Annotated in this window: 19 protein-coding genes, 1 pseudogene and 1 riboswitch; of the genes and pseudogenes, 3 read left to right on the forward strand and 17 right to left on the reverse strand. The window is 71.3% G+C overall.

The window, feature by feature from the left end; all coding sequences use genetic code 11:
- The 16 genes from ACFTZL_RS18530 to ACFTZL_RS18605 form a co-directional block, all read right to left on the reverse strand.
- Positions 1–1,082 (reverse strand): NAD(P)/FAD-dependent oxidoreductase (locus tag ACFTZL_RS18530; protein WP_382583573.1); only part of this gene is annotated, 1,082 nt, incomplete at its 3' end.
- A gap of 421 nt (positions 1,083–1,503) precedes the next feature.
- The gene (locus tag ACFTZL_RS18535; RefSeq protein ID WP_382583576.1) at positions 1,504–2,445 is read right to left on the reverse strand and encodes an exopolyphosphatase; all 942 of its coding nucleotides are present in this window, start codon (positions 2,443–2,445) and stop codon (positions 1,504–1,506) included.
- Positions 2,442–2,972 (reverse strand): DUF501 domain-containing protein, encoded by a 531-nt coding sequence (locus tag ACFTZL_RS18540; protein WP_382583579.1) that lies wholly within the window; start codon positions 2,970–2,972, stop codon positions 2,442–2,444. Before ACFTZL_RS18540 ends, ACFTZL_RS18535 begins: the two co-directional genes overlap by 4 nt.
- 80 nt (positions 2,973–3,052) lie before the next feature.
- Positions 3,053–3,529 (reverse strand): septum formation initiator family protein, encoded by a 477-nt coding sequence (locus tag ACFTZL_RS18545; protein ID WP_382583581.1) that lies wholly within the window; start codon positions 3,527–3,529, stop codon positions 3,053–3,055.
- 111 nt (positions 3,530–3,640) lie between these two features.
- A complete protein-coding gene (gene eno / locus ACFTZL_RS18550; protein ID WP_382583584.1) occupies positions 3,641–4,921 on the reverse strand; it encodes a phosphopyruvate hydratase in 1,281 nt (426 codons plus the stop codon).
- Between the two features lie 255 nt (positions 4,922–5,176).
- Positions 5,177–5,872 (reverse strand): transglycosylase family protein, encoded by a 696-nt coding sequence (locus ACFTZL_RS18555; protein WP_382583587.1) that lies wholly within the window; start codon positions 5,870–5,872, stop codon positions 5,177–5,179.
- 4 nt (positions 5,873–5,876) lie between these two features.
- Positions 5,877–6,043: riboswitch (cyclic di-AMP (ydaO/yuaA leader) on the reverse strand.
- Positions 6,044–6,271: 228 nt separating this feature from the next.
- Positions 6,272–7,243 (reverse strand): transglycosylase family protein, encoded by a 972-nt coding sequence (locus ACFTZL_RS18560; RefSeq protein ID WP_382583590.1) that lies wholly within the window; start codon positions 7,241–7,243, stop codon positions 6,272–6,274.
- Positions 7,244–7,390: 147 nt separating this feature from the next.
- Complete coding sequence (locus ACFTZL_RS18565) at positions 7,391–8,656, reverse strand: cytochrome P450 (RefSeq protein WP_382583593.1); 1,266 nt, start codon at positions 8,654–8,656, stop codon at positions 7,391–7,393.
- 45 nt (positions 8,657–8,701) lie between these two features.
- The gene (locus ACFTZL_RS18570; RefSeq protein ID WP_382583596.1) at positions 8,702–9,709 is read right to left on the reverse strand and encodes a nucleoside triphosphate pyrophosphohydrolase; all 1,008 of its coding nucleotides are present in this window, start codon (positions 9,707–9,709) and stop codon (positions 8,702–8,704) included.
- Positions 9,710–9,804: 95 nt separating this feature from the next.
- Positions 9,805–10,452, reverse strand: coding sequence for a SurA N-terminal domain-containing protein (locus ACFTZL_RS18575; RefSeq protein ID WP_382583599.1), 648 nt, complete (start codon positions 10,450–10,452; stop codon positions 9,805–9,807).
- Between the two features lie 141 nt (positions 10,453–10,593).
- Positions 10,594–12,090 (reverse strand): protein kinase, encoded by a 1,497-nt coding sequence (locus tag ACFTZL_RS18580; RefSeq protein WP_382583622.1) that lies wholly within the window; start codon positions 12,088–12,090, stop codon positions 10,594–10,596.
- Between the two features lie 38 nt (positions 12,091–12,128).
- A complete protein-coding gene (locus ACFTZL_RS18585) occupies positions 12,129–12,743 on the reverse strand; it encodes a hypothetical protein (RefSeq protein ID WP_382583601.1) in 615 nt (204 codons plus the stop codon).
- 161 nt (positions 12,744–12,904) lie between these two features.
- Positions 12,905–13,654: an N-acetyltransferase gene (locus ACFTZL_RS18590; RefSeq protein WP_382583604.1), complete on the reverse strand. Its 750-nt coding sequence runs from the start codon at positions 13,652–13,654 to the stop codon at positions 12,905–12,907.
- 40 nt (positions 13,655–13,694) lie between these two features.
- Entirely contained in the window at positions 13,695–14,876 is a 1,182-nt protein-coding gene (locus ACFTZL_RS18595) for an MFS transporter (protein ID WP_382583607.1), read from the reverse strand.
- A gap of 39 nt (positions 14,877–14,915) precedes the next feature.
- Positions 14,916–15,620 carry a DNA alkylation repair protein gene (locus ACFTZL_RS18600; protein ID WP_382583610.1) on the reverse strand — a complete coding sequence of 235 codons (705 nt, stop codon included), beginning with the start codon at positions 15,618–15,620 and terminating at the stop codon, positions 14,916–14,918.
- 19 nt (positions 15,621–15,639) lie between these two features.
- Positions 15,640–16,416, reverse strand: a complete 777-nt coding sequence (locus tag ACFTZL_RS18605) for an HNH endonuclease family protein (protein WP_382583612.1) — start codon at positions 16,414–16,416, stop codon at positions 15,640–15,642.
- A 138-nt stretch (positions 16,417–16,554) separates the two neighbouring features.
- Between ACFTZL_RS18605 and ACFTZL_RS18610 the strand changes: the two genes are divergently transcribed.
- From ACFTZL_RS18610 to ACFTZL_RS18620, 3 genes and pseudogenes are all read left to right on the forward strand, one after another.
- On the forward strand, positions 16,555–16,740 hold the full coding sequence (locus ACFTZL_RS18610; RefSeq protein WP_382583615.1) for an antitoxin: 186 nt from the start codon (positions 16,555–16,557) through the stop codon (positions 16,738–16,740).
- 132 nt (positions 16,741–16,872) lie between these two features.
- Positions 16,873–17,658: an SDR family NAD(P)-dependent oxidoreductase gene (locus tag ACFTZL_RS18615; RefSeq protein ID WP_382583616.1), complete on the forward strand. Its 786-nt coding sequence runs from the start codon at positions 16,873–16,875 to the stop codon at positions 17,656–17,658.
- A gap of 26 nt (positions 17,659–17,684) precedes the next feature.
- Positions 17,685–18,026, forward strand: a pseudogene (locus tag ACFTZL_RS18620) (MerR family transcriptional regulator); the annotation flags it as partial.
- A 4-nt stretch (positions 18,027–18,030) separates the two neighbouring features.
- Here ACFTZL_RS18620 and mfd read toward each other — a convergent pair.
- Entirely contained in the window at positions 18,031–21,588 is a 3,558-nt protein-coding gene (mfd, locus tag ACFTZL_RS18625; RefSeq protein ID WP_382583619.1) for a transcription-repair coupling factor, read from the reverse strand.
- Positions 21,589–21,739 lie beyond the last annotated feature (151 nt).

Below are 21,739 nucleotides of genomic sequence, written 5' to 3' on the forward strand. Positions count from 1 at the left end.
TTGTTGGCGTGGGCGTAGTCCTTCTGCGGGAAGCCCCGCATGCCGGAGACCACGTTGTCGCCGAGGACCCGGGCCTGGCGCAGCGCGTGCTGGGCGTTCGGCGGGCACCAGGCGTTCTCGTTGCCGGCCTTGCGGCCGACGAGGTCCGGGACCTGCGCGTTGTCGCCGGCGGCCCAGATGTAGTCGGTGCCCTTGACCTGGAGCGTCGGCTCGCAGTCGACGTGACCGCGGGGGCCGAGGGGCAGGCCGTAGCGGGACAGGGCCGGGTTGGGCTTGACGCCGGCGGTCCAGACGATGGTGCTGGAGTCGACCTCGAGGCCGTTCTTCAGCACCACGTGGCCGTCGACGCAGGAGTCCATGGAGGTGGACAGGTAGACCTCGACACCGCGGCCCTCGAGGTGCTCCTTGCCGTACTTGCCGAGCTTGGGGCCGACCTCGGGGAGGATCTTGTCGGCGGCGTCGACCAGGATGAAGCGCATGTCCTCGCGGGACACGTTCTTGTAGTACTTCGCCGCGTCGCGGGCCATGTCCTCGACCTCGCCGATGGTCTCCGCACCGGCGAAACCGCCGCCCACGAAGACGAAGGTGAGCGCCTTGCGGCGGATCTCCTCGTCGGTGGTGGAGTCGGCCTTGTCGAGCTGCTCGAGGACGTGGTTGCGCAGGCCGATGGCCTCCTCGACGCCCTTCATGCCGATGCCCTGCTCGGCGAGGCCGGGGATCGGGAAGGTGCGGGAGACCGCGCCGAGCGCGATCACCAGGTAGTCGAAGGGCAGCTCGTAGGCCTCGCCGACCAGCGGGGAGACCGTGGCGACCTTGCGGTCCTGGTCGATGGTGGTGACCCGGCCGGTGAGAACCTCCGCCTTGGGCAGCACGCGTCGCAGCGGGACGACGACGTGGCGCGGGGAGATGTTGCCGGCGGCGGCTTCGGGGAGGAAGGGCTGGTAGGTCATGTACGACCGGGGGTCGACGACCGTGACGGTCGCCTCTCCGTAGCGCATCTTCTTCTGGATGCGCCGAGCTGCGTACAGGCCTACGTACCCACCGCCTACTACGAGGATCCTGGGACGCTCCGTGGTGCTCATGCCATCGAGTATCCACCCGCCTCAGGGGGGTGGCTCGTGCGCCCCTTCACAAGCTCGGGCGGGGTGTGTGTTATCCTCCGCGGCTCGCGTGATCCATGTCATGGTGACAACCGGGATCCTTTGTGCACCCCGCACCGTTGTCAATGCCGCGTGAGCTGCCTCTCTGGGCGGAAAGGGCCTCCGTGAGGCCACCCCGGAGCGCCGCTCCGGGCTCCTTCCCCGGCACCCCCATACCATGCTTCTGAACATGTTCAAAGGCGCCTTGGGGCCCCGGATGGGTCAACCGGACCCCTCTTGTCGCCCTCGAGGGCCGAATTCCTTGTGAAGAACTTCACGAACTTTTCCGACGAGCTGTCGCCGGGGGGTTCACCGGAGCCCCCCGGACGCGCTCAAACGTGATCCATGCCTGCTCAGAAGCGGCCTACGCGACCGACCACGCGATGCCGTCGAGGATGTCGTGCTCGCTCACGACGACCTCCTCGGCGCCGATCCGCTCCATGATCGACAGCAGTACGAGGGCCCCAGCCGCGATCACGTCGACCCGGCCCGGGTGCATGGAGGGCACGGCCGCGCGCTCGGCGTGGGTGGAGCGCAGCAGCCACTCGGTGATCTCGCGGACCCGGTCGTGGGAGACCCGGGAGTGGTGGATGGCGACCGAGTCGTACTCGGGCAGCTCCTGGGCGATCGCCGACACGGTCGTCACGGAGCCGGCGAGGCCGACGAGCGTCCGGGCCTCGCGCAGCGGGACCGTCTCCTCGGCGAGGTCGAGGGCGGCCTCGATGTCCGCCCGCATCGCCGCGATCTGCTCCTCGGACGGCGGGTCGCTCACCACGCCGTCCCGGACCAGGTGACGCTCGGTCATCCGGACGCAGCCGATGTCCACCGAGCGCGCCGCGCGCACCCGGTCGTCGCCGACGACGAACTCGGTCGAGCCGCCGCCGATGTCCACGACGAGGTAGGGCTTCGGGATGTGGTCTGCCCCGGCGAGCTCCTTGGTGGCGCCGGTGAAGGAGAACTCGGCCTCCTGGTCCCCGGAGATCACCTCGGGCTCGACGCCCAGGATGTCCAGCACGCCGCGCACGAACTCGTCGCGGTTCTCGGCGTCCCGGGAGGCGGAGGTCGCCACGAAGCGCAGCCGCTCGGCCCCGTGCTCCTTGATGATCCCGGCGTACTCGCGGCACGCCGCGAAGGTCCGCCGCAGCGCCTCGGGGGCGAGCCGGCCGGTGCGGTCGACGCCCTGCCCGAGCCGCACGATCGTCATACGGCGGTCCAGGTCGGCCAGCTCACCGGTGGCCGGGTCCGCATCGGCGACCAGGAGCCGGATGGAGTTCGTACCGCAGTCCACGGCGGCGACACGGGTCACTGGGCGGCCTCCTCGGCATCCGTCACGCACGGGCCCTTGCGCCACCACTCCGGCAGCATCTCGATCGCCTCGTCGCCGAGCGGGTTCACGCCGGGCCCGGCGGCCAGCGAGTGCGCCACCAGCACGTGCAGGCACTTCACCCGGTCCGGCATGCCGCCCGCGCTGGGGAAGTTCTTCAGTTCCTCGATCTCGTCACGGCGCCCGATGTAGTCCTCGTGCGCCGCCCGGTAGGCAGCCGCCAGCTCGGGGTCCGAGGCCAGCCGCTCGGTCATCTCCTTCATCACGCCGTTCGCCTCCAGCGTGCCGATCGCCGAGGCGGCGCGCGGGCACGTCAGGTAGTACAGCGTGGGGAACGGCGTGCCGTCCGGCAGCTTCGGCGCCGTCTCGACGACGTCCGGCTGCCCGCACGGGCACCGGTGCGCGATCGCGCGCAGACCGCGCGGGGGCCGACCGAGCTGCTGCTTGAAGGCCTCGACGTCCGCGTCGGTGGGCTCGGTGCGCGGGGTGGTCGGCGGGGGCGTTTCCATGACTGTCTTCAGGCTGTCTTTCTTTGAGTCAGATATTCGAGTGTCAGACATTCGAGCCGGATGACCGGCTGGTCCTCGGGTCACCGGCCGGAGGCGTCGGACTTGTCGACGCCGTCCCACACGTTCGCGTACCAGGGGCGGTCGGCCGTCCCGAGCACGGCGTGCGACTGCCGCGCCGCGTGCGGGTCGACGACGATGAATCCCGTCTCCCCCGGCATGACGTAGTGCAACCGCTGCCGGATCTGCTGCTCCGCGTACGCGTCGTCCTGCCAGCGCGCCTTCTGGTCGCGCAGCCGTTCGACACGTTGGCGGGCCTGCTGCTGTTCGCGCTGGAGGTCGTCGATCTCGGCGCGCTGGGAGACGTACTCCCGCATCGGGTAGGCGAGCGCCACGATCAGCGTGCACATCACCAGGGCGAGCAGCGCGGCCCGGCCGGTCAGCCGGGAGCGGCGCGCCTGGCGCCGGGTCTGGGAGCGGTAGACCCGGGCCGCGGTCTGCTCGCCGAGCAGCCGGATCCTGGTCGCGGTGGAGAAGCGGTCCCGGTCCTTCACGGCCATGTCTCCCCGCTCTCCCGCTGCACCGTCATACGCGCGTACGTCCCCGGACACGGTACGGGACCGAGTACGGGGACGTACGTACGACTGGCTCAGGCTTGACCCTTAACGGGGTCAGCCCTTGAAGCGCGGGAAGGCGCTGCGGCCGGCGTAGACCGCCGCGTCGTCGAGGATCTCCTCGATGCGCAGCAGCTGGTTGTACTTGGCGACGCGCTCGGAGCGGGCCGGGGCGCCGGTCTTGATCTGGCCGCAGTTGGTGGCGACGGCCAGGTCGGCGATGGTGACGTCCTCGGTCTCACCGGAGCGGTGGGACATCATGCACTTGAAGCCGTTGCGCTGCGCCAGCTCGACGGCGTCCAGGGTCTCGGTCAGCGAGCCGATCTGGTTGACCTTGACCAGCAGGGCGTTGGCGGCGTTCTCGTCGATGCCGCGGGCGAGGCGCTCGGGGTTGGTGACGAACAGGTCGTCGCCGACGATCTGCACCTTGTCGCCGAGCTTGTCGGTGAGGACCTTCCAGCCGTCCCAGTCGTCCTCGAACAGCGGGTCCTCGATGGAGACGAGCGGGTACGCGTCGACGAGCTCGGCGTAGTACTCGGTCATCTCGGCGGCGGAGCGCGTCTTGCCCTCGAAGGTGTAGGCGCCGTCCTTGTAGAACTCGGACGCGGCCACGTCGAGGGCGAGGGCGATCTGCTCGCCGGGGGTGTAGCCGGCCTCCTTGATCGCCTCGAGGATGAGGTCGAGGGCCTCGCGGTTGGAGCCGAGGTTCGGGGCGAAGCCGCCCTCGTCGCCGAGGCCGGTGGCCAGGCCCTTGCTCTTCAGGACCTTCTTCAGCGTGTGGTAGACCTCGGCGCCCCAGCGCAGGGCCTCGGAGAAGGACTCCGCGCCGATCGGGGCGATCATGAACTCCTGGATGTCCACGTTGGAGTCGGCGTGCGAGCCGCCGTTCAGGATGTTCATCATCGGAACGGGCAGCAGGTGCGCGTTCGGGCCGCCCAGGTAGCGGAACAGCGGCAGGTCGCTGGCCTCGGAGGCGGCGTGGGCGACGGCGAGGGAGACGCCGAGGATGGCGTTGGCGCCGAGGGAGCCCTTGTTGTCGGTGGCGTCCAGGTCGAACATGGCCTGGTCGATCAGGCGCTGCTCGGTGGCGTCGTAGCCGACGAGCTCCGGGCCGATCTGCTCGATGACCGCGAGGACGGCCTTCTCCACACCCTTGCCGAGGTAGCGGTTCGAGTCGCCGTCACGCAGCTCGATGGCCTCGAAGGCGCCCGTGGAGGCGCCGGACGGGACGGCGGCACGACCGGTGCTGCCGTCGTCGAGGCCGACCTCGACCTCGACCGTGGGGTTGCCTCGGGAGTCCAGGATTTCCCGGGCTACGACGACGTCGATGGACGGCACGAGCATCTCCTTCTTATGTGACGCGGGACCGCGGGTCACGTGGACCCGGCGAGGTGCGGGCCGTGGTGGCTCGCGACATGAGCCTAACCGGCTCCGGCCGATCGGCCACCGGGTCGCCCACCCGATGGACAGAACCGAGAGTAAATTGTTTCCGAACGGAACAAAGCCGGGTTGCAAAGACCGGCAGAAAAAAACCCCGCCCCGGCGCGTACGGGGGAACACGCACCGGGGCGGGGAGCCCTTGAGAGCCGCTGCTTACTTCAGGTGCAGCTGCTGGCCCGGGTAGATGAGGTTGGCGTCCTCGACGATGTCCTTGTTCAGCTTGAACAGCTTCGCCCAGCCGCCCTCGACCTTCTTGTCCGCGGCGATCGAGCTGAGGGTGTCGCCCTTGACGACCTTGTACTCGCCGTCGCCCTTCTTGACCTTCTTGCCGGTCGGGGTGGTGACGGTCTTCTTGGCGGCCGGGCGCTCGTCGGAGCGGGAGGCCGGCTGCTGCTGGGTCTCGCGGGACTCGGTGCTCTGCTGGCTCTGCTGCGAGGAGCTGCTGCCGGAGTCGTTCGAGGAGGAGCCGCCGCCACTGGCGTTCGACAGGCCCTTGCCGCAGACCGGCCAGGCACCCTTGCCCTGGCCCGCGAGGACCTTCTCGCCGATCTCGATCTGCTGCTCCTTGGTGGCCTGGTCGGCGGTGGAGGCGTACTTGGTGCCGCCGTAGCCGGACCAGGTGGAGGCGGAGAACTGCAGACCGCCGTAGTAGCCGTTGCCGGTGTTGATGGACCAGTTGCCGCCGGCCTCGCACTGGGCGACGGCGTCCCACTCGGAGGCGGTGGCGGCGGAAGCGCCGCCGGCAGCCATCAGCGGGGCGGCGACAGCGGCACCGGTGACACCGGCGACGGCGATGGCACGGCTGGCCTTGGACGGACGACGGTGCTTGCCCTTGCTGGAAAACAGCATGGAAGGATCCCCTCACCGACGCCTGCGAGGTGAGCTGTCGGGTTCGGGCCGGTTGAGTTGCCCGGCCGCGCCCCTCCCGGGACACGGCTTCACCCCAAGCCCTTCCGGCGCAACTGGCCGGTCGGGCACCTACCTTGGGTCCCCCGCTCCTGCCTACGGCGCTTGACGCGACGACTGTTCCCGTACGGCCGCTGGCAGGATTCGGCGTTGCGGCAGCCGGGGCTCGTGGTGACGAGCGGTCCCGACCGTAGCCACGCGATCCGCTGAATTTCAAAGACGATCAGGGCTTCTGAGATCTATCTCTCACGGGCCCTAAACGGGACATTCGCCGCGAAACATGACGCGAACTCGCACGGTTTCGGGGCGACTTCCACCCCGGTTTCCGCACTGCCCGAACAGCTACTTCTCGTCCGCTTCGCCCTCGACCGTGAGCGTCTGACCGGGGCGGATGAGGTTCGGGTCGGTTCCGACGGCCTTTTTGTTGCCGTCGTAGAGCTCGTGCCATCCGCCGCTGACATCAAGGGAGTCGGCGATCGACCAGAGGCTGTCGCCGACACCCACGATGTAGGCACCTTCGGACGCGTCGTCGGAGCCCTCGTCGCGCGAGGCGTGACGGCCCGTGGACTCGTCCGTACGGCCGCTCTCGGACGGGCGGGTTTCGTCGGCACTGGGGCCGCGGTGACGGCCGGAGCCGGTGTCGGTCCCGGTCTCGGTGAGCGCCGAAGAGTCGTCGTCCTGCTGCGAGTTGTCGGACTTGTCAGGCTCGGGCGTCGCCGACGGGGAGCTGCCGGATTCCTGGTCCTGCGAGGCGGAGTCCTCGGAGTCGGGCGACTTGTCGGACTTGCTGCTTTCGTCCTCCGAGGTCGACGGCGCGTCAGGGGGCGGCGAGTCGGACGACGAAGGGGAAGAACCGAGCGAGTCGAGCAATCCGGGCGAATCCGATGAACCGGACGAGTCGGATGAGTCGTCCGAGTCGGACGAGCCCGACGGCTTCTTGTCCTGCTCGAGGCCGGAGAGCAGTCCGCAGGTGCGCCAGGCACCGGCTCCCTGGTCGGCGAGGATTCTCTCGGCCACGGCTATCTGCTGGGAGCGGCTGGCCAGGTCGGCGCTCGGGGCGTAGTCGACGCCGCCGTGGTTCTCCCAGTCCTCCTGCGACAACTGCAGGCCGCCGAAGTATCCGTTGCCGCTGTTCTGGCTCCAGGCGCCGCCGGTCTCGCAGTCCGCGACCCGGTCCCAGGTCGTGCCGTCGGCAGCGCTGGCGCCGGAGGCTCCGAGGAGCGGGATCGCGATGGCGGAGCCGGTCACTCCAGCCGCGACGAGGAGAGCCGGAGCTTGGCGGGGGCGACGGTGCCGACCGTTCCCGGAGAGCATACGGAGACCTTTCGCGAGGCAGCAGTGACCGGCGTGCCGCAGGTTTTCCCGGGCCGCGCCGATGATGGGTGAACGTATAGGCAGACGATCACTTGTCACAAGTTAATGCCGCGTAGATCACGTGAAGATCACAAGCCTGACGGCGTGTCACCTTTGGGCGGGCGTGAACTCCACCGGCAGGGTGCGCAGCCCGCGCATGATCAGGCCGCCGCGCCACCTCAGCTCGGCCGGGTCGGCCGCGAGCCTCAGGTCGGGGAGGCGGGTGAGGAGCGTGGCGAGCGCGGTCTGGCCCTCCAGGCGGGCGAGGGGGGCGCCGAGGCAGTAGTGGACGCCGTGGCCGTACCCGAGGTGCTGGTTGTCGCGGCGGGCGAGGTCGAGCACGTCCGGATCGGCGAACCGCTCCGGGTCCCGGTCCGCGGCGGCCAGCACGACGAGGACCGGGTCACCGGCCTCGATGTGCTGCCCGCCGATGGTGAGCGGCTGCGTGGCGAAGCGCCAGGTGGCGAGTTCGACGGGGCCGTCGAAACGCAGGAGTTCCTCGACGCCGGTCTCCAGGAGACCGGTCTCCCCGGCGGCGAGGGACGACTGGAGACGGGTGCGCTGCTCGGGGTGGGTGAGCAGGGCGTAGGTGCCGTTGCCGATCAGGTTCACGGTCGTCTCGAAACCGGCGAACAGCAGGATGAAGGCCATGGCGGCGGCCTCGTTCTCGGTGAGGTGCTCGCCGTGGTCGGAGGCGCGGATGAGACCGGAGATGAGGTCCTCGCCGGGGGTGGGTTCGGCGGGGAGCGCCTCCCGCTTGCGGTGGATGAGGTCGGCGAGGTAGCCGCGCATCTTCTTCACGGACCGCGCCACGCCGCCCCGGGGACCGCCCTGGTGACGGATCATCATGCCCGCCCAGTCCCGGAAGTCGTCCTGGTCCTCGCGGGGGACGCCGAGCAGGTCGCAGATGGCGTAGATGGGGAGCGGGAAGGCGAACTCGTGGATCAGGTCGGCGGATCCCTGCTCCGCGAACCCGTCGATGAGACCGTCGGTGAGCTCCTGCACCCGCTGCTCGAACTCGGCGACCCGGCGGGGGGTGAACGCCTTGGACACGAGCCGCCGCAGCCGGGTGTGGTCCGGCGGATCGATGTTGAGCAGATGCGTCATCAACTCGGCCTTGCGCTCACCGGGGATTCCGGTCTTGCCCTTGGCGTGCGCGGGTTCGTGATGATGCGCCGGGTTCTTGGAGAGCCGGTTGTCGGCGAGGGTCTGCTTGGCGTCGGCGTACCGCGTGACCAGCCAGGCCTCCACACCGCTGGGGAGCTCGGTCCGGTGCACGGGGGCGTGCTCGCGGAGCCAGGCGTAGGCGGGGTAGGGGTCAGTGGCGAACTCCCACGAAAACAGTTCGGGCACCCCGGGCACTTCATGTCGCATGCCATGACCCTACGCAGCGGCCGGAGCGCGTCACGCCCGTCGCTCTCAGCCCTCGGTCTCCCTGATCGCGTCCCGGTAGGCGCGGGCCGCCGCTCTCAGGGCTGCCTCCGGGTCCACGCCCTCCGACTCGGCGCGGACCGCCAGGGCCAGGAGGTCGTAGCCGATGCCTTCGACGGGCGGGAGCGGTATGTCCAGGTTCGCTGTGCGGGCCCGGGAGGCCAGCTTGGCGGCGAGGGCCAGGCCGGGCTGGCCGAGGGGGATGCCCTCGGTGACGGAGGTGCGCTGCTTCTCGACGGCCTTGGTGCGCAGCCAGTGCTCCTTGACCTCCTCGGGGGTGGTGGCCGTCTCGTCGCCGAAGACATGCGGGTGGCGGTGGATCAGCTTGGCGACGATGCCGCCGGCGACGTCGTCGATGGAGAAGGGCTCCTCCAGGTCCTCCTCGGCGATACGGGCGTGGAAGACGACCTGGAGGAGGACGTCACCGAGCTCCTCGCGCAGCTCGTCGCGGTCGCCCTCCTCGATCGCCTCGACGAGTTCGTACGCCTCCTCGATGCCGTACTTCGCCAGGCCCTTGTGGGTCTGCCGGGACGACCAGGGGCACTCGGCGCGGATGCGGTCCATGACCTGGACGAGGTCGAGGAGACGGGCGCCCGGCAGGTCGTAGGAGGCGGGGAGCAGCTCCAGCTCGGGCATGTCGACCCGGCCGGTGCCGGCCAGGCGCGCCAGGCCGTCCGTCAGGGTCGGCTCGCCCTCGCCCGTCGCCACGACGACCACCGTGCGGCCCCCGGCGCAGGCGTCGAGCAGCTCCTGGGCGGCCGGGGAGGCCTCGTCGACGGTTATCCCCGCCTCGCGCAGATACGGGAGCTGCGGGTGGGTGCCGTCCGCGCAGAGCACCTGGTCGGCCGCGTGCAGTGCCTGCCAGGCGGGCCAGGAGAGCAGGCCGGGGGCGACGCGGTGGCTGGTGGTGAGCAGGACGATGCGGCCGGGGGCGGCGGCCGCGCCGGGGGCGGTCTGCTCGGGTCGCGGGGTGGCTTCGGGGCTGTTGGCGTTCACGATTCGAAGCTATCCCACGTCGCCGACAGCCCCCGAAGTTATCCACAGGCCTCGCGGGGCCGGAGTCGTCCACAGGCCCCGCGGGAGGGAGCGCGCTACATGCCCTGCTGCGTCTGGGCCGTCGTCACGTCCCGCACCCACGGTGTCTTCGCGTCGGCGCGGCTGCTCTTCTGGACGTCCCAGGCTCCGTAGCGCGGGTTGAGGTCGACGTTCAGGTCCTTGGAGGCGTCGGACAGTGCCTTCCAGAACTCGGGACGGCTGGTGTCGGTGTTGAGTTTCTCGGCGAGCTTCTGGGCCTCGAGCTGGAGGCGGAGGTTCTCGTCCAGGCGCTCCGGCGGGATGCCGTACTGCTGGAGCCAGGTCGTCTTCAGCGCCTCGGCGCCGCCGGCCTGCTCCTCCAGGCCGGACCGCATCTCCTGGATCTCCCTGCGGGTGACGCTCACACCGGCGTCCTCGGCGGCGCGGTGCAGCACCCGGTCGAGGATCATGGTGTGCAGGGTGTCGCGGGTGAGGGTGCCGGTCCGGGCGATGGCCTGCTGGTACTGGGCGTCGTCCCGCACGGTCGCACGCTGGGCCGCGCGTACCTCGCCGACCCTCTCCTCCAACTGGGAGACGGTGATCCGCTGCCCGCCGACCACGGCCGCGGCGCCGGGATGCGCGTCGTTTCCGCAGGCGGTGAGGAGGGGCGCCGCTGCGGCGATCGCGGCGGTGAGGACGAGCGCGGTGCGACGGCGGCGGTGCAAGGAAACCTCCCGAGGAGATTGTGCGACGGTGCACAAGGTCTTGCGTTGATCGATGTTAGGCAGTGGGCGAGCTCTGGCCAACCCATTCGACCAACGATTCACCAGGACTTCCGGCACCGCCGCGCCGCCCCGAGCCGGGCTCTAGCCGCGGACCTGCCCCAGCCACTGCAGTGTCCGGCGGATCTCCGCGCCCAGCGGGTGGCCGGAGCCGTGGGTGCGCTCCACGTCGTGCAGCAGCCGGGCGAGGGTGTCGTGGGCGGCGCCGCGGTCGCCGAGGGCGAGCAGGAGATGGCCGATACGGCGGCGGACGTCGTGCGCGAGTTCGGGGCCGCCGGCGGCGACGTACTGGTTCTCGTAGTAGGGCAGCACCGCCCGGTACTCGGCGAGCGCGGCGGCCGGTTCGCCGAGCTGTTCCAGGCACTGGGCGGCCTCGTAGCGGAAGCGCAGGGACTGCGGGTCGGCCTGGCCGGCCTCGGCGGCGCGTTCGTCGGCGAGGCGGCGCAGCTCGGGCAGGGCGCGCCGGTACTGGCCGTCGTCCAGGAGCGTGGCCGCGTACTGCTTGCGCAGGGTGCGTACGACCGGGGAGTGCTCGCCGTGCTGTTCGGCGGCGGCGGGCAGGGTCGAGCCGAGGATGTCGACGGCCTGGGTGATGCGGCCCTCGCCGAGGAGCCGTTTGACCTCGTCGACGGCGCGGGCGATGTCCGTCTTGCCCGGCGTCTCGGTGACGGGCGTGGCGGGCGCGGGCTGGGGCGCCGGGGTGCGCGCACGGTCCGGCCAGGGGGCGTGCGGACGCAGGAACGGGCGGGTGGGGTCGAGAGGCGCTCCGGTGTGCGTCCCGCGCGCGGGCAGGAGGAGCTCCAGATGCTCGTACACCTCCTGCGCGGAGGCGGGCCGGTGCTGCGGGTCCTTGGCGAGGAGGCGCAGGACGAGGGCCTCCAGGGCCTCGGGGACCTCGGGGCGGACGCGGCGCACGGGCAGCGGGGGCTCGTACAGGTGCCGGTGCAGTACGCCGAGTGCGGTGGAGCCGGAGAAGGGGACGTCGCCGCTGAGCAGTTCGTGCAGGACCACGCCGAGTGCGTACAGGTCGGTGTACGGGCCGACGGCGCCGCCCATCGCCTGCTCGGGGGCCATGTAGGCGGGCGAGCCTATGGGGGTGCCGGTGTGGGTGAGGCGGGTGGTGTCGGCGTCCATGACGGAGGCGACGCCGAGGTCGAGGACGGTGACCGTGCCGTCCTGCTTCACCATCACGTTGCGCGGCTTGAGGTCGCGGTGGACGATCGGCACGGCGTGCACGGCGCTGAGCACGGCGCACAGTTGCGCGGCGACCGCCACCGCCCACTGCCAGGGGTACGGGTCGTGCTCGGCGAGATGGCCGGCGAGGTCGGCGCCGTCGATGTACTGCATGACGAGGAACAGCTCCTCGCCCTCACTGCCCGCGTCGTGCACCGTGACCAGGCCCGGGTGGTCGACCTGCGCGGTCACCCGGCACTCGCGCACGAAGCGGCGGCGCAGTTCCTCCGCGTCCTGCCCGGCCACCTTGTCGGGGCGCAGCAGCTTCACCGCCACGCGCCGGTCGAGCCGCTGGTCGTACGCCGTCCAGACCTGGCCCATGCCGCCCTGGCCGAGGATCGTGGACAGCTCGTAGCGGCCGGCGACGACACGTCCTGCCGCCGCGCTCACCTGCCGCCCTCGGGGGTGCCGTCCCGGTGGCCTTCGCCTTCGTGCCGGCGCAGGTAGTCGCTGAGTTCGTCGAGTTCGGCGCGTACCTGGTCGATGCGGGCGGGGGCGGGGCGCTGCGGCGGCGGTACGGGGCCGGGGGGCGGGGCGTCGCCGGCGACGGGTGTGTGCGGCGGCTGCTGCGGGACCGGTGTGGACGTGGGGGCGTAGGGCGGCGCGGGGTGCGGATAGCCGTACGGGGTGTGCGCCGCGGTCTGCGCGTGGGGCGACGGGTAGCCGGCGAACTGCCGCGGCTCGCTGTGGTGGCCGATGTCCACGATCAGGAAGTAGATGGAGGCGCCCAGGCCGAGCAGCAACATCATGGCCAGCGCGATGTCGGTCCGGTAATCGCCCTCCGGCAGTACGCCGATCACCGCGAAGCACGCGATGGACAGGGGCAGACTCACCCAGGCCAGGGCCCAGTGGAGGCCCCGTCCGCGCAGGACGGCCACCCGGAACAGCGGTACGCAGGCCAGCACGCCGCAGGTGAGGAAACCGGCAGCGGCGAACAGCACGCGCAGGGAGATGACCGTTGCCGCGCTGCGGGGAGGCGGTGCCGCGCCGTGGCCGTACATGACTGCTCCTGGACCGGTGTAGCCGATGGGGACGGGTGTGCGAGTGACAGTGCCCGGTGGGGAGTCCGAGCGTATAGCCCGACACGGACAACCCGTCACGGGTTGTACCGAACCGTTGTCGTGCTGATCACTTCGCGCCGGTCACACCCGCAGCCCGGCGCTCACAGGGCGTGCCGCATCCACACGTTGGGCTCGACGTACACCGCGTACCCGCGCGCGGGCTCGCAGCGCACCGGCACCAGGCCGCCGGGCACCTCGATGTCGCCCTCGGTGTCGAAGGGCAGTCCCGTCCAGCGGCGCCAGTGCGCCAGTGCGGCGGCCACCGTCATGGACGCGGGTGCGACGGAGTCGATGGTGGCTCCGGCCCGGGCGTGGACGCGCAGCCACGGGTCCTGGGGCAGGCCGTCGGGGCGTACGCGGTGGGCGTACTCCTCGATGGGGGTGTGCGGTTCCAGGTGCTTGGCGTTGGGGCGGACCGGGGCGACGACCTCGCGGAAGCCGCGGGCCCGGGCGTTGTCGCGCAGGGCCGAGAGCATCAGCCCGGACAGGCCGCGGCCCTGGGCGTGCGGGGCGACGGATATCGAGATCGCACTGACCGTGTCGGGGCGGACCCCGCGACGCAGGTCGGAGAAGGCCCATATGAGGACCGTGTCCCAGCCGTTGGCCGGCAGTGTGCCGCCCCTGGTGCCGAGAGCGAAGGGCACGCTGTAGGCGTTCGCGACGACCTCGCCCTGCTCGTCCTCGGCGAACAGGACGTATTCGGGGAGTTCGGCGGCGATCCGCGGGAAGTGCGCGGCGCCCACGAGGTCCTGGATCACGAACTCCGGCCAGCTGTCCGCCATTCCGGCGACCCGCTCCAGCATGTCCGGGCGGTCGGCGAGGCTCGATGTCTTCGGCATCTTCGGCTGCATGCGGTCACGCTAGGCGAGCGGGCGCACCCCCGGAATCGAATTACCGGCTGGGGACCCGGTCCGCCGGCCGGGGCGACCTGGCCCGGCGTGCGGCGACCGCCATGACGACGACGGAGGTCAGGGCGATCCCGGCGCCGACGTAGAGCGGCGCGGTGTAGCCGAGGCCCGCGGAGATGGCCAGGCCGCCGAGCCAGGCGCCGAGGGCGTTGCCGATGTTGGACGCGGACACGTTGGCACTGGCGGCCAGTGCCGCCCCGTGGGCGACGTCGGTGACGCGGGTGATCATGCCGGGCACACTGGCGAACCCGGTCACCCCCATCAGGAACACCAGGACGACGGACGCGGCGGCGCTGCCGGCCAGCAGTCCGAACAGGGCCAGGGTGAGGGTGAGTCCGAGCAGGGCCAGGACCAGGGCACGGTCCCGGTCGTGGTCGGCCGCGCGTCCGCCGACCAGGTTTCCGACGACCAGGCCGACGCCGTACACCATCAGCAGCCAGGCGACATCCGCCGGGGCGAAGCCGCTGACCTCGGTGAACGTGTAGGCGATGTAGCTGAACGCGCCGAACATGCCGCCGTAGCTCAGCGCGGTGGCCGCCAGGGTCAGCCAGACCTGCGCGGACCGGAAGGCCCGGAGCTGGTCCCGCAGGCCGCTGGGCGGTGCCGACCCGTGCTCCCCCGCCCGGCCGGGGACGAGCGCGGCGATTCCCGCCAGTGCGAGCACGCCGATCGCGGTGACCGCCCAGAACGCCGCCCGCCAGCCCCAGCGTTCACCGACCAGCGCGCCGAACGGCACGCCCAGCACGTTCGCGACCGTCAGCCCGGCGAACATGACCGCCACGGCCCGGGACTTCTTCTCCGGTGCGACCAGACTCCGCGCGACCAGCGAGCCGATCCCGAAGAACGAGCCGTGGCAGAGCGCCGCCACGATCCGCCCGAGCAGCATCACCTGATAGTCCGGCGCGACGGCGGAGAGCAGGTTGCCGATGACGAACAGCGCGACCAGGCCGACCAGGACCGGCTTCCGGGGCAGCCGTGCCGTCGCCGCGGTCAGCGCGATCGCTCCGACCGCGACACTCAAGGCGTACCCGGAGATCAGCCACCCGGCAGCCGCCTCGGACACCTCGAAGCTCGACGCCACCTGCGGCAGCAGGCCGGCGATCAGGAACTCGGTGAGTCCGATGCCGAAGCCGCCGAGGGCCAGGGCTATGAGTCCGGTCGGCATCCTTCGCTCCCCCTCTTTGTCGTATCTCTGTCGTACGCGCTATCGCGTGCGCACGAAGCGCGCCCGCTCGGCCGCCGGGAGCAGCTCGGTCGCGTACCGCACGGTGACGCGCGGCAGTTCGGCCTGATGGCGTTCGAGGAACGCCACCAACCGGGGCGCGTCCCGGCGGCCGATCTCGCGCAGCATCCAGCCGAGCGCCTTGTGGATCAGCGGTTCCGGATCCCGGCACAACCCGCGCACCAGGCGGAGCGTCGGCTCGAAGCGCCCCTCGCGGATCAACGCCAGCGTGGCGACCACGGCGATCCTGCGGTCCCACAGCCACGCCGACGCGGCGAGCCGGTCCAGGATCTCCGGGGCGTCCGCCGGCCCGTCCACCAGCCACGGCCCGAGCACGACATGCGCGGAAGCGTCCACCAGGTCCCAGTTGTCCACACAGCCGGTGCGCGCCAGGTAGAAGTCGACCAGCACCGCACGCTCCGCCCCGCGCGCCGTCCGCATCCGCTCGGCCAGGACGAGGAGTCCGGCGAGCCGCTCCTCGTGGACGCGGCTGCGCAGCAGCACCTCCACGTCCTCCAGCGCCAGGTCCCGGTGGGCCCGGGCCAGCCCGCGCAGCACGGGCACGCGCACGCCGAGCAGTTCGTCGTCCTCGGGGGGACGGAGCACCCGCAGTTGCTGCACTCTGACCCCGGGCTCCGCCCTGTCCCGGAGCTCGGTCCGCAATGCGCCGAGCGAATCGACCGTCATGACGAAGGACGCTAACCCTTCACCCCCCGCACTGCCGCAGCATCATCTCCTTGTCGGCCGCCGTCACGGGCAGGTCGTACTTCTGCGACACCTGGGCGAAGCGCACCGAGTAGGAGCAGCGGATCGTCTTGTTCGGCGGCAGCCAGGACGCCGGGCCGGAGTCGCCCTTCGAGCTGTTGGTCGGGCCGTCCACCGGGACGAGGTTGAGCGGGTCGTTGGCGATGGACTCCCGCTTCTCCTTCGACCAGCGCGAAGCGCCCATCTGCCAGTCGTACGACAGCGGCATGACGTGGTCGATCTGGACCTTCGTCGCACGGGACTTGGTCCACTCGATGACCTTCCCGGTGTACGGGTCGTGCAGCGTCAGTGCCATGACGACGCAGTCCGAGCCGGACCGGAAACGCAGGTCCTGCCCGTCGCGCTTCAAGAGATCGTTCCGCGAGTCGCAGCCGTTGTGCGAGAAGGGAACGTCGCGCGGCGCCGAGTCCTTCCAGGCGTAGCCGAACTCGTCCCGTTCGTATCCCGTCCTGGGACCGCGCCCCTTCGTCACCACCTTCTCGATCAAGGCGCGTGCCCTCGCCCTGTCCTCGGTGGTCGTGATCGCCGCCAGCCCCGGCTCGGTGCCGTCCGGGTTGTCCAGCGGGTTCACCGCCCGTCCGTCGCCGCCGGCCGGGACACCGGAACCGGAGGGTCCGCCGCCGTCCGCGGGCGGGGCCAGGCCCTCACAGCCGGCCAGCGCGGAACCGGCGAACACCATCGCGACAGCCAGTGCCGCCCCGCCCCTCAGACGCGTCACCGTGCGCCCCTCCCCTGCTTGTCCGTGCCTGGTCCCACGGTAGCGAGGGAGAGGTCCAGACCACATCAGGCCTAAACGGGCATACATCGCATGTCGCGCGTATCGTCGGTCCTGAATCACCTCCTGAAGGAGTTCTGCATGGGCATCTTCGACAAGTTCAAGAGCCAGGCGCGGCACAAGGGCAAGCAAGGCTCCGACACCGCGGAACAGAAGGCCAACGAGAGGACCGGCGGCAAGTACGAGGACCAGGTCGACTCCGGGCAGCAGCGGGTGGAAGGCTCGCTCGGCATGGACCAGGACCGCGACCGGCCCGACCAGCGATAAGGCCTCTCCTCCCTCAGAGGCCGTCCGGGGAGACGCGTACGCACCTCCCGCGGGCGGCTTCCGACGTTCCGAGTGCGGTTCTCCACGCGGCGCTTGACCTTGACACCGGCGTCAGGGTCGGACGATCCCCGCATGGCATACCCCGATCCGCAGACCTCGGCACCCTCCGATCCGAAGACCTCGCGAACCGTGCTCGTCACCGGCGCCGGCACCGGCATAGGCCGGGCCACCGCCCACGCGTTCGCCGACGAGGGCGCGCAGGTCGTGGCGGTGGGCCGCCGTGCGGCACCCCTCGCCGAGACCGCCGCCCACGACCCGTCCCGCATCAGCACGCTCGCCGCCGACATCACGGCCGACGACGGCCCGGAGAGCATCGTCCGTACGGCGCTCGACCGGCACGGCCGTATCGACGTGCTGGTGAACAACGCGGGCATCGTCAACACGCAGTCCCTGCGCACGTACACGCGTGCCGCCGTCGAGCCCCAGCTCGCGACGAATCTCCTCGCCCCCGTCCTGCTCACCCAGGCCGCGCTCCCGGCGCTGGAGGACAGCCGCGGTGTGATCGTGAACGTGACGACAGCGGTGGGACAGCGCGGCTGGCCCGGCAACTCCCTGTACGCGGCCGGGAAGGCGGCCCTGGATGTGCTGACGCGCAGCTGGGCGGTGGAGCTCGCCCCGCTGGGGGTCCGGGTCGCCGCCGTTGCCCCGGGCGCGATCGACACACCGATCGGCGACCACGCCGGTCACACCCCCGAGCAGCGCGCCGCGATCCGCGCGTGGCAGCTCGGCCACACGCCGCTCGGCCGGGTCGGCCGCCCCGCGGAGGTGGCGTGGGCGATCGCCCGACTGGCCTCGCCGCAGGCCTCGTTCATCACCGGCGTGGTGCTTCCGGTGGACGGCGGCGCGCTCGTCACATGAGACTGACGCGCATGGCCGGACACCGTATGCGGATCGGCGAACTCGCCGAGGCGAGCGGCACGACGCCGCGCGCCCTGCGCCACTACGAGCAGGCGGGGCTCATCACCTCCGAACGCGCCGCGAACGGCTACCGCCTGTACGACGCCGCCGCGGCGGTCCGCGTCCGCAACATCCGGAACCTGCTCGACGTAGGGCTGACGCTCGACGACGTACGGGTGTTCCTGCCGTGCCTGGACGGCGATGTCATGGCCGGGCCCGCCTCCGACCGGGCCGTCCGGACCGCCGCCGAGCGCCTCGCCGTGCTGGACGCGCGCATCGCCGCGCAGGTGGCGGTGCGCGACCGGCTGGCGGCGGTCCTTCACACGCGGGGCGTCAGGACCCCAGCACCGACGTCAGGAACTCCCCGACCCACGCCAGCAGCTCCCGCCCGACCAGCGGCTTTCCGCCGACCTTCGCGGTCTTCGGGCGCGGCACCAGCACCTGGTGCACCGCCGGCTTGATGACCGTGCCGGGATACAGCCGCTTGAGCCGCAGTTCCTGCGATTCGCGCAACTCCACAGGGGCGAAGCGGATGTTGGTGCCCTGCAGCACGATCTCGCCGACCCCGCACGCGCGCGCGAGCATCCGCAGACCGGCGACGAGCAGCAGGTTCTCCACCGGTTCGGGCAGCTTGCCGTAGCGGTCGACGAGTTCCTCGCGGACGGCCTTGACGTCCTCCTCCGTGTTGGCGGAGGCGATGGCGCGGTACGCCTGGAGACGGAGCCGCTCGCCCGGCGCGTAGTCGTGCGGGACGTGCGCGTCGACGGGCAGCTCGATCTTGACCTCGAGCGGCGGCTCCTCCTCGATCTCGCCGGTCTCCAACTGGCGCCGGTAGTCCGCGACGGCCTCGCCCACCATCCGTACGTACAGGTCGAAGCCGACGCCCGCGATGTGGCCGGACTGCTCGCCGCCGAGGAGGTTGCCCGCGCCGCGGATCTCCAGGTCCTTCATCGCCACGTACATGCCGGCGCCCATCTCCGTGTGCTGCGCGATGGTCGCGAGCCGCTCGTGCGCGGTCTCGGTCAGCGGCTTCTCCGGCGGGTAGAGGAAGTACGCGTACCCGCGCTCGCGGCCCCGGCCCACCCGGCCGCGCAACTGGTGAAGCTGCGAGAGCCCGAAGTTGTCGCCGCGCTCCACGATGAGCGTGTTCGCGTTGGAGATGTCGATGCCGGACTCCACGATCGTCGTGGACACCAGCACGTCGAACTTCTTCTCCCAGAAGTCGACGACGACCTGCTCCAGTGCCGACTCGGACATCTGGCCGTGGGCGGTGGCGATGCGCGCCTCGGGGACGATCTCGCGCAGCCGCGCCGCGGCCCGGTCGATGGACTCGACCCGGTTGTGGATGTAGAAGACCTGGCCCTCGCGCAGCAGTTCACGGCGGATGGCCGCGCCGATCTGCCGCTCCTCGTAGGGGCCTACGAAGGTCAGCACCGGGTGCCGCTCCTCGGGCGGGGTGGTGATCGTCGACATCTCCCGGATGCCGGTGACCGCCATCTCCAGGGTCCTGGGGATCGGGGTCGCGGACATCGTCAGGACGTCGACGTTCGCCCGGAGCTTCTTGAGCTGCTCCTTGTGCTCGACGCCGAAGCGCTGCTCCTCGTCGACGATGACCAGGCCCAGGTCCTTGAACTTCGTCTCCGACGAGAACAGCCGGTGCGTGCCGATGACGATGTCCACCGAGCCCTCGCGCAGGCCCTCCAGGACCGCCTTGGCCTCGGTGTCGCTCTGGAAGCGGGAGAGTGCCTTCACGCTCACCGGGAACTGCGCGTACCGCTCGCTGAACGTCCCGAAGTGCTGCTGCACCAGCAGGGTCGTGGGCACCAGGACGGCCACCTGCTTGCCGTCCTGGACGGCCTTGAAGGCGGCCCGGACCGCGATCTCGGTCTTGCCGTAGCCGACGTCGCCGCAGATCAGCCGGTCCATCGGGACCGTCTTCTCCATGTCGTCCTTGACCTCGGCGATGGTGGTGAGCTGGTCGGGCGTCTCCGCGTAGGGGAAGGCGTCCTCCAGCTCGCGCTGCCAGGGGGTGTCCGTCCCGAACGCGTGCCCGGGGGCCGCCATGCGCGCGCTGTAGAGCTTGATGAGGTCGGCGGCGATCTCCTTGACGGCCTTCTTCGCGCGGGCCTTCGTCTTCGTCCAGTCGGCGCCGCCCAGGCGGTGCAGGGTGGGGGCCTCGCCGCCGACGTACTTGGTGATCTGCTCGAGCTGGTCGGTGGGGATGTAGAGCCGGTCGCCGGGCTGGCCGCGCTTGGCGGGCGCGTACTCGACGACCAGGTACTCGCGGGTCGCGCCCTGCACGGTGCGCTGCACCATCTCGATGTAGCGGCCCACGCCGTGCTGCTCGTGGACGATGTAGTCGCCCGGCTCCAGGGTGAGCGGGTCGATGGTCTTGCGGCGGCGGGCCGGCATCCGGGCGCCGTCGCGGCCCGCGGCCCTCTGGCCGGTCAGATCGGTCTCGGTGAGCACCGCGAGTCCGAGGGCCGTGTCGACGAAGCCGTGCTCGATCGAGCCGCACGCCACGTGCACGAGGGACGGGGAGATCTCGGCGAGGTCGGCGTCGAGGCGGGCCGCGATGCCCTCGCCGCCCAGCACTTCGACCGTACGGGCCGCCGGGCCGTGCCCCTCGGTGACGAACACCGTGCGCCAGCCGTCGGCGAGCCAGCCCTTGGTGTCGGCGAGGGCCTTGGCGGTGTCCCCGCGGTAGGTCTCCGGGGCGTGCATGCCGAGCTTGAGGGTGTCCCCCGCCGCGTCAGCGGCAAAGCTTTCCGTGAGCTCCTCGTCCGCGGCGAACGGCGACACCGACCACCACATCATGTCCAGCTCGCGGGCCCGCTCCCGGACGTCCGCGATGGACCACAGGGAGGCCGCGTCGACGTCGATGGGCGCCTCGCCGCCACCGGCGGTGGCCGCCCAGGAGGCCTGCAGGAACTCCTGCGAGGTGGCCACCAGGTCCGACGCGCGCGTGCGGACCCGCTCCGGATCGCACACGACGGCCATGGCGCCCTTGGGCAGCACGTCGAGCAGCAGCTCCATGTCGTCGACCAGGACCGGAGCGAGGGACTCCATGCCCTCGACCGCGATCCCCTCGGCGATCTTGCCGAGCAGTTCACCGAGCTCGGGGTGCTGTTCGGCCAGGGCACGCGCACGCGCGCGGACATCCTCGGTGAGCAGCAGTTCGCGGCACGGCGGCGCCCACAGGCCGTGCTCGGCGACTTCGAGAGAGCGCTGGTCGGCGACCTTGAAGTAGCGGATCTCCTCTACGTCGTCGCCCCAGAACTCGATGCGCAGGGGGTGTTCCTCGGTGGGCGGGAACACATCGAGGATGCCGCCGCGCACGGCGAACTCGCCGCGCTTCTCGACCAGCTCCACGCGCGCGTACGCGGCGGCCGCGAGGGCCTGGACGATCTCCTCGAGGTCGACGGTCTGCCCCGGCTTCAGGGAGACCGGCTCCAGGTCGCCGAGGCCCTTGACCTGCGGCTGGAGCACGGACCTGACGGGCGCCACGACGACGGAGACCGGGCCGGTCTCGGGGTCGTCGGGGCGGGGGTGGGCCAGGCGGCGCAGCACGGCCAGGCGGCGGCCGACGGTGTCGCTGCGGGGGCTGAGCCGCTCGTGCGGGAGGGTCTCCCAGGAGGGGTACTCCACCACTCCCGCCTGCGGCAGGAGGGAGCGCAGGGCCGCGGCCAGGTCCTCGGCCTCGCGGCCCGTCGCCGTCACCGCCAGCACCGGGCGGCCCGTGTCCCGGGCCAGGGCGGCGACCGCGAAGGGGCGGGCGGCAGGGGGGCCGACCAGGTCGACGTGCATGCGGTTGCCGTCTGCGGCCGCGCTGATCGCTTCCGCGAGGGCGGCGTCTCTGACTACGGCGTCGAGCAGACCGTGCAGGCTCATACGGGTCTTTTCCGTCCAGGGGTGGGCAACACGACGGGCCCGACACGCGCCGCGGGCCGGGGGGTCTCCAGCGTACGACGCTGCGCGGCCGGGCGGCGGGGGCTGTGGACAACGCCCGTTCTCGGCGGGCGGAGAATGACGCGGCCCGCCC

Source organism: Streptomyces sp. NPDC056948 (assembly GCF_042674225.1).
Lineage (GTDB): Bacteria > Actinomycetota > Actinomycetes > Streptomycetales > Streptomycetaceae > Streptomyces > Streptomyces purpurascens.